At 62.0% G+C, this 15,526-nt stretch carries 13 protein-coding genes and 1 tRNA gene; 5 read left to right on the plus strand and 9 right to left on the minus strand.

The window, feature by feature from the left end; translation table 11 throughout:
* Nucleotides 1-82: 82 nt before the first annotated feature.
* From lpdA to ACG33_RS08645, 4 genes are all read right to left on the minus strand, one after another.
* Nucleotides 83-1,507, minus strand: coding sequence for a dihydrolipoyl dehydrogenase (gene lpdA / locus ACG33_RS08630; protein ID WP_066920399.1), 1,425 nt, complete (start codon nt 1,505-1,507; stop codon nt 83-85).
* Between the two features lie 109 nt (nt 1,508-1,616).
* The gene (odhB, locus tag ACG33_RS08635; RefSeq protein ID WP_066920401.1) at nt 1,617-2,858 is read right to left on the minus strand and encodes a 2-oxoglutarate dehydrogenase complex dihydrolipoyllysine-residue succinyltransferase; all 1,242 of its coding nucleotides are present in this window, start codon (nt 2,856-2,858) and stop codon (nt 1,617-1,619) included.
* Between the two features lie 29 nt (nt 2,859-2,887).
* A complete protein-coding gene (locus ACG33_RS08640) occupies nt 2,888-5,800 on the minus strand; it encodes a 2-oxoglutarate dehydrogenase E1 component (RefSeq protein WP_066920403.1) in 2,913 nt (970 codons plus the stop codon).
* A 269-nt stretch (nt 5,801-6,069) separates the two neighbouring features.
* Nucleotides 6,070-6,930 (minus strand): IclR family transcriptional regulator, encoded by an 861-nt coding sequence (locus ACG33_RS08645; protein WP_083536626.1) that lies wholly within the window; start codon nt 6,928-6,930, stop codon nt 6,070-6,072.
* A 284-nt stretch (nt 6,931-7,214) separates the two neighbouring features.
* On the opposite strand from ACG33_RS08645, the gene ACG33_RS08650 reads away from it, so the two are divergent.
* Both ACG33_RS08650 and ACG33_RS08655 read left to right on the plus strand, forming a co-directional pair.
* Nucleotides 7,215-8,414 carry an acyl-CoA dehydrogenase family protein gene (locus tag ACG33_RS08650; RefSeq protein ID WP_066920405.1) on the plus strand — a complete coding sequence of 400 codons (1,200 nt, stop codon included), beginning with the start codon at nt 7,215-7,217 and terminating at the stop codon, nt 8,412-8,414.
* Nucleotides 8,415-8,469: 55 nt separating this feature from the next.
* Nucleotides 8,470-9,645 carry an acyl-CoA dehydrogenase family protein gene (locus ACG33_RS08655; RefSeq protein ID WP_066920407.1) on the plus strand — a complete coding sequence of 392 codons (1,176 nt, stop codon included), beginning with the start codon at nt 8,470-8,472 and terminating at the stop codon, nt 9,643-9,645.
* Between the two features lie 61 nt (nt 9,646-9,706).
* Here ACG33_RS08655 and ACG33_RS08660 read toward each other — a convergent pair whose 3' ends face one another.
* The gene (locus ACG33_RS08660) at nt 9,707-10,090 is read right to left on the minus strand and encodes a carboxymuconolactone decarboxylase family protein (RefSeq protein WP_066920409.1); all 384 of its coding nucleotides are present in this window, start codon (nt 10,088-10,090) and stop codon (nt 9,707-9,709) included.
* Between the two features lie 251 nt (nt 10,091-10,341).
* Here ACG33_RS08660 and ACG33_RS08665 point away from each other — a divergent pair, with 251 nt between their 5' ends.
* A complete protein-coding gene (locus ACG33_RS08665; protein WP_066920411.1) occupies nt 10,342-11,916 on the plus strand; it encodes a CoA-acylating methylmalonate-semialdehyde dehydrogenase in 1,575 nt (524 codons plus the stop codon).
* 34 nt (nt 11,917-11,950) lie between these two features.
* On the opposite strand, the gene ACG33_RS08670 is transcribed toward ACG33_RS08665, so the two are convergent.
* From ACG33_RS08670 to ACG33_RS08685, 4 genes are all read right to left on the minus strand, one after another.
* Nucleotides 11,951-12,023, minus strand: a tRNA-Arg gene (locus ACG33_RS08670).
* 136 nt (nt 12,024-12,159) lie between these two features.
* Complete coding sequence (locus ACG33_RS08675; protein ID WP_066920413.1) at nt 12,160-12,585, minus strand: OsmC family protein; 426 nt, start codon at nt 12,583-12,585, stop codon at nt 12,160-12,162.
* Between the two features lie 126 nt (nt 12,586-12,711).
* The gene (locus ACG33_RS08680; protein ID WP_066923088.1) at nt 12,712-13,065 is read right to left on the minus strand and encodes a DUF488 domain-containing protein; all 354 of its coding nucleotides are present in this window, start codon (nt 13,063-13,065) and stop codon (nt 12,712-12,714) included.
* A gap of 221 nt (nt 13,066-13,286) precedes the next feature.
* A complete protein-coding gene (locus ACG33_RS08685) occupies nt 13,287-13,988 on the minus strand; it encodes a c-type cytochrome (RefSeq protein ID WP_157071720.1) in 702 nt (233 codons plus the stop codon).
* A gap of 116 nt (nt 13,989-14,104) precedes the next feature.
* Between ACG33_RS08685 and ACG33_RS08690 the strand changes: the two genes are divergently transcribed.
* Together ACG33_RS08690 and ACG33_RS08695 are read left to right on the plus strand one after the other, a co-directional pair.
* Nucleotides 14,105-14,998 carry an S-methyl-5'-thioadenosine phosphorylase gene (locus ACG33_RS08690; RefSeq protein ID WP_066923091.1) on the plus strand — a complete coding sequence of 298 codons (894 nt, stop codon included), beginning with the start codon at nt 14,105-14,107 and terminating at the stop codon, nt 14,996-14,998.
* Complete coding sequence (locus ACG33_RS08695) at nt 14,995-15,525, plus strand: adenine phosphoribosyltransferase (RefSeq protein WP_210398980.1); 531 nt, start codon at nt 14,995-14,997, stop codon at nt 15,523-15,525. Before ACG33_RS08690 ends, ACG33_RS08695 begins: the two co-directional genes overlap by 4 nt.
* Nucleotide 15,526: the final 1 nt, after the last annotated feature.

The following is a 15,526-nucleotide window of genomic DNA, read 5'->3' on the forward strand; positions in this document are numbered from 1 at the left end:
CGCCCTACCCGGTGGACGACCCGGCAGCCTCGCCTGGCTGCGCGCCGCGGATGCTCTATCCTCGAACTATCGACCGGCCGAACTATCGATTGGGAAAATCGATTGCGATCTTGTCGGCGCTGAGCGCCGCTTCATGCAGAGCTTCCGATAAGGTCGGATGCGCGTGCATCGTACGCTGCAGATCCTCGGTGCTCGCCGAGTACTCCAATGCCAGCACCGCCTCGGCGATCAACTCGCCGGCCATGGGACCGATGATGTGCACGCCCAGGATCTCATCGTCGTCCCGGGCCGAAATGAGCTTACAAAAGCCCACTCCCGCCTCCATCGCCCGCGCACGGCCGCTGGCCATGAAAGGGAAGGACCCGACCTTGTAAGGGCGGCCGCTGCGCTTGACCTCCTCCTCCGTCCGACCGACCCAGGCGATTTCCGGCGTGGAATAGATGACCGATGGGATGGTCTTGTAATTCACTTCGGCCACCTTGCCGGCGATCAAATCGGCGACCATCACGCCTTCTTCCTTGCCCTTGTGCGCCAGCATGGGCCCGCGCACCAGGTCACCGACGGCCCAGATACCCGGCGCGCCGGTGCGGCACTCGTCATCGACCTCGACGCAGCCGCGTTCATCCAGCCGCACGCCGCTGCCTTCCTCGAACAGATCCTGCGAGTAAGGACGCCGGCCGATGGCCACGACGACCTTGTCCACAATGACGCTTTGTTCGCCCTTGGCGTCGGTGTACTGCAGCGTTATGCCCTGTGCCGATTGCTGTGCGCCGCCGACCTTGGCACCGAGGCGGATATCCAGGCCAAGCTTCTTGAAATGCTTGAGCGCCTCCTTGGACACCGCACCGTCCGTCATCGGCAGAAAGCTGTCCAGCGCCTCCAGCACGACCACTTCCGAACCCAGGCGCCGCCATACGCTGCCCAGTTCCAGGCCGATGACGCCCGCGCCGATGACGCCCAGGCGTACCGGCACCTGGTCGAACTCCAGCGCTCCCCAGGAATCCACGATCCGCTTGCCGTCGAACGGCAGGCTCTTCAGCGGCGTAGGCTGCGATCCCGCAGCCAGTACGACATGCCTGGCACTCAAGATTTCCTGCTTGCCGTCCTTGCCGGTGAACTCCACGCGATTGCCGCTCAATAACTTACCATGGCCTTGCAGCGCCGTGACGCCCGCGCCTTTCAGCAAGGCGGCAATACCCAAGGTCGACTGCTTGACGATCTGCGCACGCCGCTTCTGCATGGCGGCCAGATCCACATCGATCTTGCCCACCTTGATGCCATGGACCGCGAATTCGTGCTGCGCCCGATGCACCAGTTCCGAGGACTCCAGCATCACCTTGGAGGGAATACAGCCGGCGTTCAAACAGGTTCCGCCGAACGCATACGAACCATCCTTGTTGCGCCATTCATCGATACAAGCCACTTTCAGCTTGTGCTGGCCGGCGCGAATGGCGCAGGGATATCCGGCGGGACCGCCGCCGATCACGATGACGTCATATTCGGACATGGATACTCCAGGATCTGGGTGCGTTCAGCGATTCGATGCAAACACGCGCTCGGCTCGCCCGAGAACCGGCGGAGCACCGCCGGATGCGCATTCGGTCCGTCCTCTCCGGTTACATTTGCAGCAACAGCCGGGCCGGATCTTCCAATGCTTCCTTGACCGCCACCAGGAACTGCACCGATTCGCGGCCATCGACGATACGATGGTCGTAAGTCAGCGCCAGATACATCATCGGCCGGACCTTGACCTTGCCGTTGATCACCACCGGACGCTCCTGGATCTTGTGCATCCCCAGGATCGCCACCTGCGGCGGATTCAGGATCGGCGTCGACAATAGCGATCCGAACACGCCGCCGTTGGTGAGCGTGAAGGTGCCGCCGGTCAGCTCTTCCAGGGTAATCGAGCCGCTGCGCGCCTTTTGTGCAAAGGTTCCGACCGCCGTCTCGATCTGCGCAAAACTCAGGCTTTCCGCATTGCGCATCACCGGCACCACCAGGCCGCGATCGGTGGAGACCGCCACGCCGATGTCATAGTACTCGTGATACACGATATCGTTGCCGTCGATCGATGCATTCACAGCCGGGAAGCGCCGCAGCGCCTCGATGCAGGCCTTCACGAAAAACGACATGAAGCCCAGCTTCACGCCATGAGTGTTCTCGAACTTGTCCTTGTACCGGGACCGGAGTGCATTCACGGCCGTGAGGTCGATCTCGTTGAACGTGGTCAGCATGGCTGCGGTGGACTGCGCCTGGACCAGGCGCTCGGCGATGCGGGCCCGCATGCGGGTCATCGGCACACGCTGCTCGCCGCGCGCGCCGCCGAGCGGCAACTGTACGGCCGGGGCCGGGGCACTGGCCGGTGATGTCGGGCTGCTCACCCCCGGCACCACGGCAGGCTTGTTCGCCAAGTGCTGCATCACATCGCTTTTGCTGATGCGGCCGTCGCGGCCGCTGCCGGCGATCTGCTCCGCATCCAGGCCATGTTCCTGAACCATGCGTTTCGCTGCCGGGGCCAGCTTCGCCACGGCTGCCGCAGGAGTTTCCCCGGCGGTCATCTTCGGTGCGGCCGCCGTCTTGGTCGCCGCCGGTTCACCGCTCGCACCCGTCTCGCCGGCCGCGCCTGCCTCGATGATGGCCAGTAGCTGGCCGCTGGTGACGATGGCGCCGTTCTCCACCTTGAACTCCTTGATCACGCCCGCCACGGGCGAGGGCACCTCCAGCACGACCTTGTCGGTTTCGAGATCGACCAGATTTTCATCGCGGCCGACCGCTTCCCCCGGCAGCTTGTGCCAGGCGATCAGCGTTGCATCGGTGACGGATTCTGGCAGTTGCGGAACTCTGACTTCAGTGCTCATTCTGGGGTCCTGGTCGCTCTGGGGTCCGGCTAAACGTCTGAGGCTGCTTTCTTGGCGTTGGGGCGCAGGCGGGTGGTCTGGCGCAGCGAGGCTTCGGTGCGAGTCGCACGCAAGGCCGCATCGACCAGGTTGCGCTGCTGGCGGGTATGCAACTGCGGGATACCCGTGGCCGGTGCCGCGGCCGGCGCACGCCCCGCGTACAGCAGCGTATGCTCGGGCGACAACGGTTCCTGCAGACGGTGCCGAATCTGGTACCAACCGCCCTGATTCTGCGGTTCCTCCTGACACCAGACGATCTCTCGCGCCGCCGAATACTTGCGAATGATGGCCGCATACTGCTCGCTGGGGAACGGATACAATTGCTCGATGCGCACGATGGCGCAATGAGTCAGCGCATCGGCACGGCGCGATTCCAGCAGATCGAAGTACACCTTGCCGGAGCAGAACACGATGCGCTTGACCTTTGCGGGCTGGAGGTCATCCACTTCATCGATGACGTCACGGAAACTTCCGTGCGTCAAATCCTCCAGTGAGGACACCGACAGCTTATGACGCAGCAGACTCTTGGGTGTCATGACGATGAGCGGCTTGCGGAAGCCGTGCTTCATCTGACGGCGCAGCATATGAAACATCTGCGCCGGCGTCGAAGGCACGCAGACCTGCATGTTCTGTTCGGCGCACAATTGCAGAAAGCGTTCCAGACGAGCCGAGGAATGTTCCGGCCCCTGGCCTTCATAGCCATGCGGCAGCAATAGCGTCAGGCCGCACAAGCGACCCCATTTGGCCTCGCCCGAACTGATGAACTGATCGATGATGACCTGGGCGCCATTGGCAAAGTCGCCGAATTGTCCTTCCCATAAGGTCAGGCAGTTCGGTTCCGTGGTCGAGAACCCATATTCGAAGCCCATGACGGCTTCTTCCGAAAGCAGCGAATCGATGACCGTGAAGCGCGGCTGTCCGGCCATCAGGTTTTCGAGCGGCACATAGGTTGCGCCGCTGGTCTGATCGTGCCATACGGCATGACGATGAAAGAATGTGCCTCGGCCGCTGTCCTGGCCCGTGAGGCGCACCTCGAAGCCTTCGGTCAGCAGCGTGGCGTAAGCCAGCGTCTCGGCAAAACCCCAGTCCAGCGGCAGCTGGCCGGCGGTCATTTTCTCGCGATCCTGCACCACCCGCGCCACCTGCCGGTGCAGCGTGAAATTCGAGGGGAAACTGATGAGTTTGCCGGCCAGCTCGCGCAGCTGTTCGATGCGCACGCCGGTCGGCACCACTTCGTCTAGATCGACGTCGTGGTATTTCGACCAGTCGGCGGTATGCTGGTTGCCGATGAGGCCCAGCGAATGCTTCGCCTGGGAAACACCCTCGTCCATATCACGGCGATAGCGCTCCACCATGGCGTCGGCCTCCGCCATCGTGACGACATTCTCGCCCACCAGTTTGTCGGCATAGATCTGCCTCGGCGTGTGCTGCTGGCGGATCGTCCGGTACATCACAGGCTGGGTGGCTGCCGGCTCATCCGCTTCGTTGTGCCCCAGCCGGCGATAACACACCAGATCGATGACCACATCCTTGCGGAAGGTCATGCGATAGTCCAACGCCAGGCGCGTCACCAGCAACACGGCCTCCACATCGTCGCCGTTCACATGGAAAATCGGCGCCTCGATCATCTTGGCCACGTCGCTGCAGTACAGCGTCGAGCGCGCATCGCGCGGATCGGAGATCGTGAAGCCGACCTGGTTATTGATGATGACGTGCACCGTGCCGCCGGTGTAAAAACCGCGCGCCTGCGACATCTGCAGCGTCTCCATGACCACGCCCTGCCCCGCGAACGCTGCATCGCCGTGGATCAGTATCGGCATGACCTTCACGCCCGCCGCATCGTTGCGCCGCTGCTGGCGGGCGCGCACCGAACCCTGTACGACGGTATTGACGACCTCCAGATGCGAGGGATTGAAGGCAAGCGCCACATGCACATTGCCGGCAGGCGTCTGGATGTCGGTGGAGAAACCCTTGTGATATTTGACGTCGCCCGAACCCTGCATGTGGTTGACGTCGTAGTGGCCCTCGAACTCCGAGAACAGTTGCTGCGGCGACTTGCCGAGCACATTGACGAGTACGTTCAAGCGGCCGCGATGAGCCATGCCGATGACGATTTCCTCGATGCTGCGCTGACCGCCCTCCTGGATCAAATCATCGAGCAGCGGAATCAGCGCATCGCCGCCTTCCAGGGAAAAACGCTTCTGCGCCGGATAACGGGTTGCGAGGTAGCGTTCCAGGCCTTCGGCGGCGGTCAAGTGACGCAGACAGGTCCTGCGCTCCTCGGTCGAAAGACCGCCTCGGATACGCCGTTGCTGGAACTGGTCCTGAAGCCACAGCCGCTCCTTGGAACTGGATACGTGCGCAAATTCCGCCCCGATGGGGCCGCAATAGATATGCTTCAGCTGCGCCACGATATCGCGCAGCGCCATGCGCGGAACAATCGCTTCGGTGCGGCTACCGGTGTAGAACTCGGTGGCCATGTCGGCTTCGCTCAAGCCGAAATGATCCAATTCGAGCACTTGCGGCACCGGGCGATTCGTCAGACCCAACGGATCGATATTCGCGATCAGATGGCCTCGATTGGCGTATACCTGTACCAGACGGGACACCGCACCCTGCTTCGCCGAGGCATCCCCGAAGGGCGCTGCGCCAGTTGGAAGCGCGCCGGAGCGGGTGCGCCGCGCCAAAGCCTCACGGATGGGGCCATGGGCGATATCGACCCTTGCCTCGCTACCCGTTGCACCTGCCGATCCGGCGCCGTTCAGGCTGCCGAAATAGTCGCGCCAGGACGGTTCGACCGAGCCGGGATCGAGCAGATACCGTTCATACAGGGATTCGACATAAGGGGCGTTGCCAGCCCCGAGAGGCGTAGAGGCGAGCAAAGCTCGCAAAGAGTCGCTCATTGCGCTCGCAGATTCCTGTGCGGACGAGGGAAGAACGCGATACCGCCAGTCCCCCAGTGGACCAGCTTATGTGATCCAGTAGTGTAGCCGAAGCACGGCGCGGAACAAAAAAGTCGCGCCCAGGCGCGAAACAGTTCACATCCGGCACGCTGCGAAAGGACACAGCGAACGGTTCATTCCGGCCCGAAAGCAGGCCGCTCGCCTCCGTGAGGGCGCCTGCCGGGCGCGGTTTCGCGGGCATCAACACGAGGACAGACGCCACATCTGCGTCAGCCGCGCGTTTGACCAAGACCTTCTTCGATGCGGCGCACGACCGCCATCAACTTCGGACGTACGTCGTTCAGCAAATATTCCCTGGACACCTTGAACGCCGGTGCACCGGCGTTGATGGACATCGGCGGCAGGCCATTGCCCGGCCTGAAGCCCATTGCGATGCCATTGACGTCGCTTTGCCAATCACCGAAGGAGCCGCATACGCCCAGTTCCCGGCAGATCGCCAGCGACTTCTCGATGCCCGCCTTGAGCGTCGGCCAGGCCGCATGATCCAGTTCCCTGATCTGGTCCAGCAGATCGATGCGTTCCGCCTCGCTGCACACCGACAGGTAACCCCGGCCGATGGCCGAGGTCGCCAGCGGCAAGCGCATGCCGACATCCAGATTCAACGCCAGCACCGCATTGCTCTTGCAGACCTCCACATACACCATGCTCAGGCGCTGACGCGTACCGAGCGCGACCAGCGTACCCGTGGCATCCGCGAGCTCCTGCATCAGCGGACGCGCCAGGTCGCGTACTTCGAATCTTCCCAACGCGGCGCTGCCTAGCGCCAAAGCCGCCGTGCCCAGGCGATACTTGCCGAACTCCTTTACATAGTGCAAATAGCCGAGCTTTGTCAGCGTATAGGTCAGCCGCGACACCGTCGATTTCGGCAACGCACAGCGCTCCGAGATTTCCTGGTTGCCCAACAGCCAGACACCATCTCGATAGCAGGCCAGCACCTCCAGGCCGCGCGACAGCGCAGTGACGAAATGCCGATCCGCCTTGCCGGTGGACTTGCCGGTGGATATGCGCTCCGCGTCCTGCGATGCCTCGCCGGACGGTTGCGGCGAGTCGATACCCGTTGCTCGCGTCATCTGCGGATGCTCAAAACCATATGGAATCTACCGGTAAGGTAAGATCACCCGAATCGAAGTGCGGTAGGTTGTTGGAGAATTGCCTCGGCAGCCGCATGATTCTGCTTTGCAGGCTGATATTCCGCAGAAAACTATCACAATTGCCATAGAGATTGCGAATTCTGCGGCTTGTAGACGTCATCTGAAACACCCTATCATCGTCTACGCGACAGTCGGATCTGCTAGGAAGACCTAAGCTCTGCATAGCAGAATTTACAATCTTGATCGAAGCGCCTGGGGTTTTCATGGACCTGAACTTCACTCCCGAGCAGCAGGCTTTTCGCGATGAAGTTCGTCGCTTCCTGAACGACCGGTTGCCCGGTGACATCAGCCGCAGGGTCAAGAACGGCCAGCCGCTCGAGCCGCAGGACTACACGCGCTGGCAAAAAATTCTTTTCGAGCAAGGCTGGGGCGCTCCGGGGTGGCCCGCTAAATTCGGCGGTCCGGGATGGGGACCGGTCGAAATGCATATTTTCGACGAAGAAGCGGCGATGGCGGGTGCGCCGCGCACGATTCCCTTCGGCCTGCAAATGGTAGGACCGGTGATCATGAGGTTCGGCACACCGGCCCAACAGGAGCGTTTTCTGCCGCGCATCCTCAAAGCCGAGGACTGGTGGTGCCAGGGCTATTCGGAACCCGGCGCCGGCTCCGATCTGGCTTCGCTCAAGACACGTGCCGAGCGCCACGGCGATCATTATACCGTCAACGGCCAGAAAACCTGGAATACGCTCGGTCAACACGCCGACTGGATCTTTTGCCTGGTGCGCACCGATCCGCAGGCGCCCAAACAGCAACAGGGCATTTCGTTCCTGCTGATCGACATGAAGACACCGGGCATCACCGTGCGACCGATCATTACCCTGGACGGCGCGCACGAAGTAAACGAAATATGGTTCGAGAACGTGATCGTGCCGGCGGAAAATTTGGTCGGCGAAGAAAATAAAGGCTGGACCTACGCGAAGTTCCTGCTGGGACATGAACGCACCAGCATCGCCGGCGTCGGCATCAGCAAACGCGAGCTCAAACGCCTCAAGCAGATCGCCGGACGCGAGATCAAGAACGACCGTCCGCTGATCGAGGATCCCTTGTTCGCCGCACGCATTGCACAGGTAGAAATCGATCTCATGGCCTTGGAGGTCACGAACCTGCGCGCCTTGTCGGCCGAATCCCGAAATCAGGCACCAGGACCGGAGGCCTCGGTGCTCAAGATCAAGGCCACCGAGATCCAGCAGGCGATCAGCGAACTGATGATGTATGCCGTCGGCCCCTACGCCTTGCCCTTCGAGCGTCAATCGCCCGAGGAAGGCGCACTCAGCAGTATCGCCGGACCGCCTTACGCGGCTCCGCTCGCCGCCGCCTATTGCAACCTGCGCAAGGTCACCATCTACGGCGGTTCGAACGAGATCCAGCGCAATATCATAGCGCAGATGATCCTGGGACTATGAGCACTAACGAGTAATCAACGCCGGTGTAGTCAACCCCGGACGGGAACCACAGCCCATGGATTTCAACTTCAACGAAGAACAGCAACTGCTGGCGGACACCCTGCGCCGGTTCGTGCGCGAGAGCTACAGCTTCGAAACCCGGCGCGGCATCCTGGCATCACCGCGGGGCTGGAGCCGCCAGATCTGGCAGCGGCTGGCGGAGCTCGGCATCACTGCACTGGCCATTCCGGAACGCTACGGCGGCCTGAGTACCGGCGCCGCAGCCAGCGCGGTCGATGTCATGCTGGCCATGAACGCCCTCGGCGAGGGGTTGGTACTGGAACCCTATCTGGCCACGGCAGTCATCGTCCCCGGCCTACTGACGCATCTCGGCGACGAGAACGCATCGGCCGAATTACTGCCGGCCATCGCCGCCGGCGAGCGAATCATCGTCCTGGCGCATCAGGAATCCGGCACACGCGGCGAACTCGACCGGGTCGCCACTCGCGCGAAAACCGGTGACGGATACTATATTCTGGACGGACATAAAAGTGTCATCATGCACGGCGACACCGCCGACGAATGGCTGATCTCGGCGCGTAGCGCCGGCGAGGATGATGCGCGTAGCGTCGGCGGGGATCGCAGCGAAAACGGCATCAGCATATTTCGCGTCGACCCTGAAACGCCCGGCGTGAAACTGACCGGCTATCGAACCCTTGACGGTCAACGCGCCGCCGATATCGAGCTGAAGCACGTAAAGATTCCGGCGCACCGACGGGTGGGCGCCGAAGGCCAGGCGTTCGCGGCCATCGAGGCTGCGCACGAGCTGGGCATCAGCGCACTTTGCGCCGAGGCGGTCGGCATCATGAAGGCGCTCGTCGCCGCGACCGTGGACTATACCCGCAACCGGAAACAGTTCGGCGTGGCCATCGCCTCCTTCCAGGTGCTGCAGCATCGAATGGCCGACATGTTCCTGCATAGCGAGCAGGCGTTATCGATGAGCTATCTGGCGGCGATCCGGTGCACCGACGCGGATAGCGGCGAACGCCGCCGCGCCCTGTCCGCCGCCAAAGCCCTCATCGGTCAGGCCGGCCGATACATCGGCCAGCAGGCCATCCAGCTGCACGGCGGCATGGGCATGACCGATGAATTGATCATCGGTCACTATTTCAAGCGTCTGACCGCGATCGATCTGAGCTTCGGCGACACCGACTATCACATCCAGCGTTTCATCCAGGCCGGTTCCAGCTGAATCCCCACACTGCGGCGGCGGCGAATGCCGCCGCATGCCGATTCAGTCTTCAGGCCTGTCTTCAGATCTTTTGCTCCTGATGTTCGCCGGATGGCCGGCCTCCCGAGCGGCGTTCATTCACCTCGCGAATCGTATCCAGCGCCAGGGCGGAATGGGCATAGGCGCCACCCGCACGCATTTCGGCTGCAACCCAGATGGCCTCGATAATCTCCTGCTCTGTAGCGCCATCGCGCAGAGCCGCCTTCGTATGACCGCGAATGCAATACGGACATTGCGTGACGTGCGCCACCGCGACGGCGATCAGCTGCTTGGTCTTGGCAGGCAGCGCGCCAGCCTTGAAGACCTGTTCGCTGAAGGCGGTAAAGGCATCATGGATATGCGGTGCAAGATTCTTGCGTACCGCGGCCAGCTCGGGCGTCGCGTGTGGAAAAAGATCGTGAGGCATGAAGACGTTCCTCCTGGTGCGGGATACATGACTTGGGCAGGATGCATCGCGGCATCCAGGCAGCATGCATCATGCCTCTGAACCAGGATCGATGACATCCGGTAAATCACCGGGATACTCGCCGTCCTTCCAGCCCGAGACGCTCGGCAATGCAGTGGCTTGGGACCGGTTGCGCCAGCGGCATGCAAGGCTCAGGATGCTGACCAGGCAACCCTTGCACCATCGACTTGCACCATCGCTGAGACTTTCCCATGAATGCGCCTCCCGCTCATGCCTCCAGTATCGCTCCGGAAGACACCGCCGCCGAGTTGGTCGGGCACTGGATCGACGGCAGGGCAATAAGTGGCGCCGGCCGGCGCCACCCCGTCTATGATCCGGCCACCGGCAAGATGACGCGCCATGTGGCGCTGGGCGATGTGCAGGAGGTGACCCAGGCAGTTGCCAGTGCGAAGCGTGCCTGGCCGGACTGGGCCGACACGCCGGCAGTACGCCGGGCACGCGTCCTGGCAAACTTTCTTGCCCTCTTGAATCAGCATCGCGACGAGTTGGCCGCCATCATCACCAGCGAGCATGGCAAGATCTTCAGCGATGCCCAAGGCGAGATCACACGAGGCATCGAGATCGTCGAGTTCACCTGTGGAATTCCGCAACTGCTCAAGGGCGATTTCAGCGACCAGGTGTCCACGGGTATGGACAATTGGACACTGCGCCAGCCGCTCGGCGTAGTGGCGGGTATCAGCCCCTTCAACTTTCCATGCATGGTGCCTTGCTGGATGTTCCCTGTCGCGATCGCCTGCGGCAATACGTTCATCCTCAAGCCCAGCGAGCGCGATCCTTCCGCCGCACTGTTCATGGCGCAGCTGCTCACGCGCGCCGGCTTGCCGGACGGCGTCTTCAACGTGATCCAGGGGGACAAGGCCGCGGTAGATGCATTGCTGGAGCATCCCGATGTCAAGGCGCTCAGCTTCGTAGGTTCCACGCCGATTGCGCATCATCTGTATCAGCGCGGCGCATCTCTCGGCAAACGCGTCCAGGCCTTGGGCGGCGCCAAGAATCACATGGTCATAATGCCCGATGCCGACTTGGCGGCGGCCGTGGACGCCCTGATGGGCGCCGCCTACGGTTCCGCCGGCGAGCGCTGTATGGCGATCTCCGTAGCCGTGCTGGTGGGCGAGGTGGCCGATAAGCTCATGCCGATTCTGGCCGAGCGCACCCGGGAATTGAAGGTCGGAAACGGCATGGATGCACAAGCCCAGATGGGGCCGGTCGTCACACTGCAGGCGTTGGAGCGGATTCGCAGCTATATCGACGCTGGCGTACGCAGCGGTGCGAAGCTGCTGGTGGATGGACGCGTCGACCCGCATACCGGCGAACCGTTCAGCGTTCCCGGACATGAAAACGGCTTCTGGATCGGCGGCAGCTTATTCGATCATGTCACGCCGGAAATGCAGATCTATAAGGAAGAGATCTTCGGACCCGTACTGGCCTGCGTTCGTGTAAGGAATTTCGCAGCTGCGCTGGAACTGGTGAACGCTCACGAATTCGGCAACGGCGTCGCCTGCTATACCCGCGATGGCCGCATTGCGCGCGAATTCGCCCGCCGCGTCGAGGTCGGGATGGTCGGCATCAATGTACCCATTCCGGTGCCCATGGCATGGCACGGCTTCGGCGGTTGGAAAAAGAGCCTGTTCGGCGACATGCACGCCTACGGAGAGGAAGGTATACGCTTCTATACCCGGCAAAAATCCGTCATGCAGCGCTGGCCCGGAAGCATCGACAAGGACACCGGCACCGATGCGGGATTCGTGATGCCGACTGCTCGATAGAACGACGCGGCCGATGCGTACAACAGATTTCATGCGCCCCGGGCAGGAATCGAACCTGCGACCTGTCGCTTAGGAGGCGACCGCTCTATCCACTGGGCTACCGGGGCATGCCGGGCGGATTGTAGCAGCGCGAACCGGGATCTGCATGATCGCCCCGGACATGCCGGCCAGCAGCATGGGTAAATTATCCGGGGTCGGACTGATCGCTGTCGTCCATCCGTTGATCACGGCCTATGCTTGACGCTAGGAAATCAGCTTGGCATCCATAGTGATCTTGGCCTTCAACAGTTTCGACACCGGACAGCCGGTCTTGGCCTTGTCGGCGATTTCCAGAAACTTCGCCTGGTCCGCACCGGGAATCCGCGCAACCACGTCCAAATGACTCGCGGTGATCGTGAATCCGCCATCGATCTGCTCCAATGACACAGCTGCGCGTGTCTCGATGCTCTCGGCCGTCAGGCCCGCCTCGCCCAGCATCAGCGACAATGCCATCGAGAAACACCCGGCGTGAGCCGCGCCGATCAGTTCTTCCGGATTCGTGCCCTTGCCGTCCTCGAAGCGATCCTTGAAACCATACGGCGCCTTATTCAATACGCCTGTTTCGGTCGAGATCGTGCCGCCGCCGTCCTTGAATCCACCTTTCCATACAGCCGATGCATTCTTGATCATTTCAGCTCCTGAGTCGGATAAAACACATATGCCGGTAGGATCGCCTGGCTGCGATCACTATTACCAGGCCTGGGGTAGCCTACGCAGAGTTCCCTGTGCAGACATCGATCGACGATTGCACCGGCATCATCTGTGCGCACGCGCGGCAAGGTAATCGCGCAGCACCAGCGCTCCGTTGTGTTCGACATCCCGGGCGCTGTACAGCAGGGTAACCGTACCGTGGCGGCCTGCCTCCAACAGCGGTTTCCATGCATCCTGGTTGGCGTCCAATTCGTGCCGGTAACGTTGCATGAACGGCTCCCAGCGCTCGACACGATGCCCGAACCATTGGCGCAACTGCGTACTGGGAGCCACTTCCTTGATCCATGCATCCTGCGCCAGCGCCTCCTTCTTGATACCGCGCGGCCACAGCCGCTCTACCAGAAAGCGTTGTCCATCGCTTCGCGTTCGCGGCTCATAAACTCGTTTGATCCTGAACATGGCTCCCCGCAGCTGCGTCCATCCATAACATGACGGCTGCGCAAGACGGCTGCAAGCCGGAATATTGCGCATTGCCAGTCGTCTCGGGAGCGATGCATGCTTGTCGATCGCGACTTCCAAGCTCCGGGAACGTGCAGAGACGGGACAGCAACAAACCACCAGGCGGTCTGCCGTACCGCCACTGCCCCGCCCGAACAGCAGCGGCACGGCGCACGGGCCGCTCAGGCGCCGTGCAGTGACTTGACGTATTCGGCGACCGCCTGCAGTTGTTCGGGCTGAATCGTCGGCCAAGGAGCCATCAGAGGTGAACCGCCATGCTTCGCGGCGCCGTCGTGCACGATGGCCTTGATATCCTCGATGTCGCCCTTCGTACCATTACCATTGACATCGTACTTGAATGCGCCGACCGAGAAATTCGCCGGCTTCGGATTCAGGGCAGCCGCAGCCGGGCCATCGCCCTTGCCCTTGAGTCCATGACAGGTCACGCAGTACGCCTTGAATACCTTCTCACCCGCCGCGGTGCTGCTTGCTGACTGAGTGGCGGAAACCTCGGCCGCCGGGGCGGCCGCATCATCCGTCGTCTCAGTTGCGGTGGCCTCGGGTCCAGTTGCCTCAGATGCCGTCGCCTGCGGTGTATCCGCCGGCTCCAGCGACGCAGCGCCGGGCGGCACGCTTGCCGTCTGATCGGTGGCGGCAGATTCCTTTTTTGCACAACCCGGCGCAACGAGCAGTGCGGCCAGCATAGCCGGCAGCATCGCACCCGCCATGCCACGCCTCATAATGTCAAATTTCATAATGCCAAATTTCATAGCTTGCTCCCTGACTTTAGAAATATCGTGCACGAAGGGGAAATCCCCAATGTGCTGTACAGAAGTTTTCCCCAGAACCGGCCTGCTGTACAGGGCGGAATGAACATCACTCAAGGAAGTCCATGCCGGCGTCCACTGCGGTAAAGATCGGCGGCGGCCTCCCGGTGACCGAGGCAATATGCGGCCGCCGGCGGCGCGTCTATACTGCACCACACCATGGAATCAATTGCATGACTCGCTCGGTTCTCGGAATCCTTGGAGGATCCGGTGTCTATGATCTGCCTGGCCTCGAGCAATTGCGCGAGCAGCGGCTATCGACGCCTTGGGGCGAACCCTCGGACCTGCTGCGATTCGGACGTATCGGTACAACCGACGTGGTATTTCTCTCCCGGCATGGCCCAGGACATCGTATTGCGCCTTCCGGCGTGAATTATCGTGCGAATATCGATGCGCTCAAGCGCGCCGGCGTTACGGATCTCGTCTCGCTCACCGCCTGTGGTTCATACCGCGAAGAACTGCCGCCCGGCAGCTTTGTGCTGGTGGACGATTTCATCGATCGGACCTTCGGGCGCGAAAACTCGTTTTTCGGCAACGGCTGCGTTGCGCACATTCCCTTTGCTCATCCCATCGGCCCGCGCCTGCAGGAGCGGATCGCGCTGGCCGCCCAGGCGGAAGACATCATGGTCCATCGCGGCGGCATCTGCGTGTGCATGGAAGGACCGCAGTTCTCGACGCTCGCCGAGTCGAACTTTTACAAGGCAATGGGCTGCGACGTCGTCAACATGACCTCCATGCCCGAAGCCAAGCTTGCGCGCGAGGCGGAGATCACCTATGCCGTGATCGCCATGGTCACCGACTATGACTGCTGGCATCCGGAGCACGAGAAAGTCGACGTGGCGGCGGTGGTGCGCGCCATGCAGGCCAATCGCAGCCGTGCCCAGCGGCTCATCATGCGGCTCGCGGCTGATTTCCCCGAAGTGCACGAATCCTGCCCTGCGGGTTCCGATCGCGCACTTGACGACGCCATAGTCACTGCGCCCGAAGCGCGCGATCCCGATCTGCTCGCCAGGCTCGATGCCGTGGCGGGACGCGTACTGCGGCCTGGATCCAAGGATCTGTCGTGATCGATCTCAAGAACGCCATCCGCACCATCCCGGATTACCCGAAGCCCGGCGTTCAATTCCGCGACATCACCACGCTCCTCGGTGATGCGCGCACCTTCCGCCGCGCAGTGGATGAACTCGTGCAGCCCTGGGCCGGGTTAAAAATCGACAAGATCGCGGGCATCGAGGCGCGTGGCTTCATTATAGGCGGTGCAGTGGCCCACCAGCTTTCGACCGGCTTCATACCCATCCGCAAGAAAGGCAAGCTCCCGCACCAGACGGTGCGCGTGACCTACTCGCTCGAGTACGGCCTGGACGAAATGGAGATGCACAGTGACGCGGTGCTGGCCGGCGAGCGCGTGATTCTGGTCGACGACCTCATAGCCACAGGTGGCACCGCCACGGCTGCGGTGAAACTGCTGCGCAGCATCGGCGCAGAGGTGCTCGCCGCCTGTTTCATCGTCGACCTGCCGGCGCTCGGCGGCGTGCAGCGCCTGCGTGACATGGGAGTACCGGTACGCACCCTGGTCGGCTTCGAGGGGCACTGAG

Origin of the sequence: Steroidobacter denitrificans, from assembly GCF_001579945.1 — a bacterium.
In the GTDB taxonomy this organism is placed as follows: domain Bacteria; phylum Pseudomonadota; class Gammaproteobacteria; order Steroidobacterales; family Steroidobacteraceae; genus Steroidobacter; species Steroidobacter denitrificans.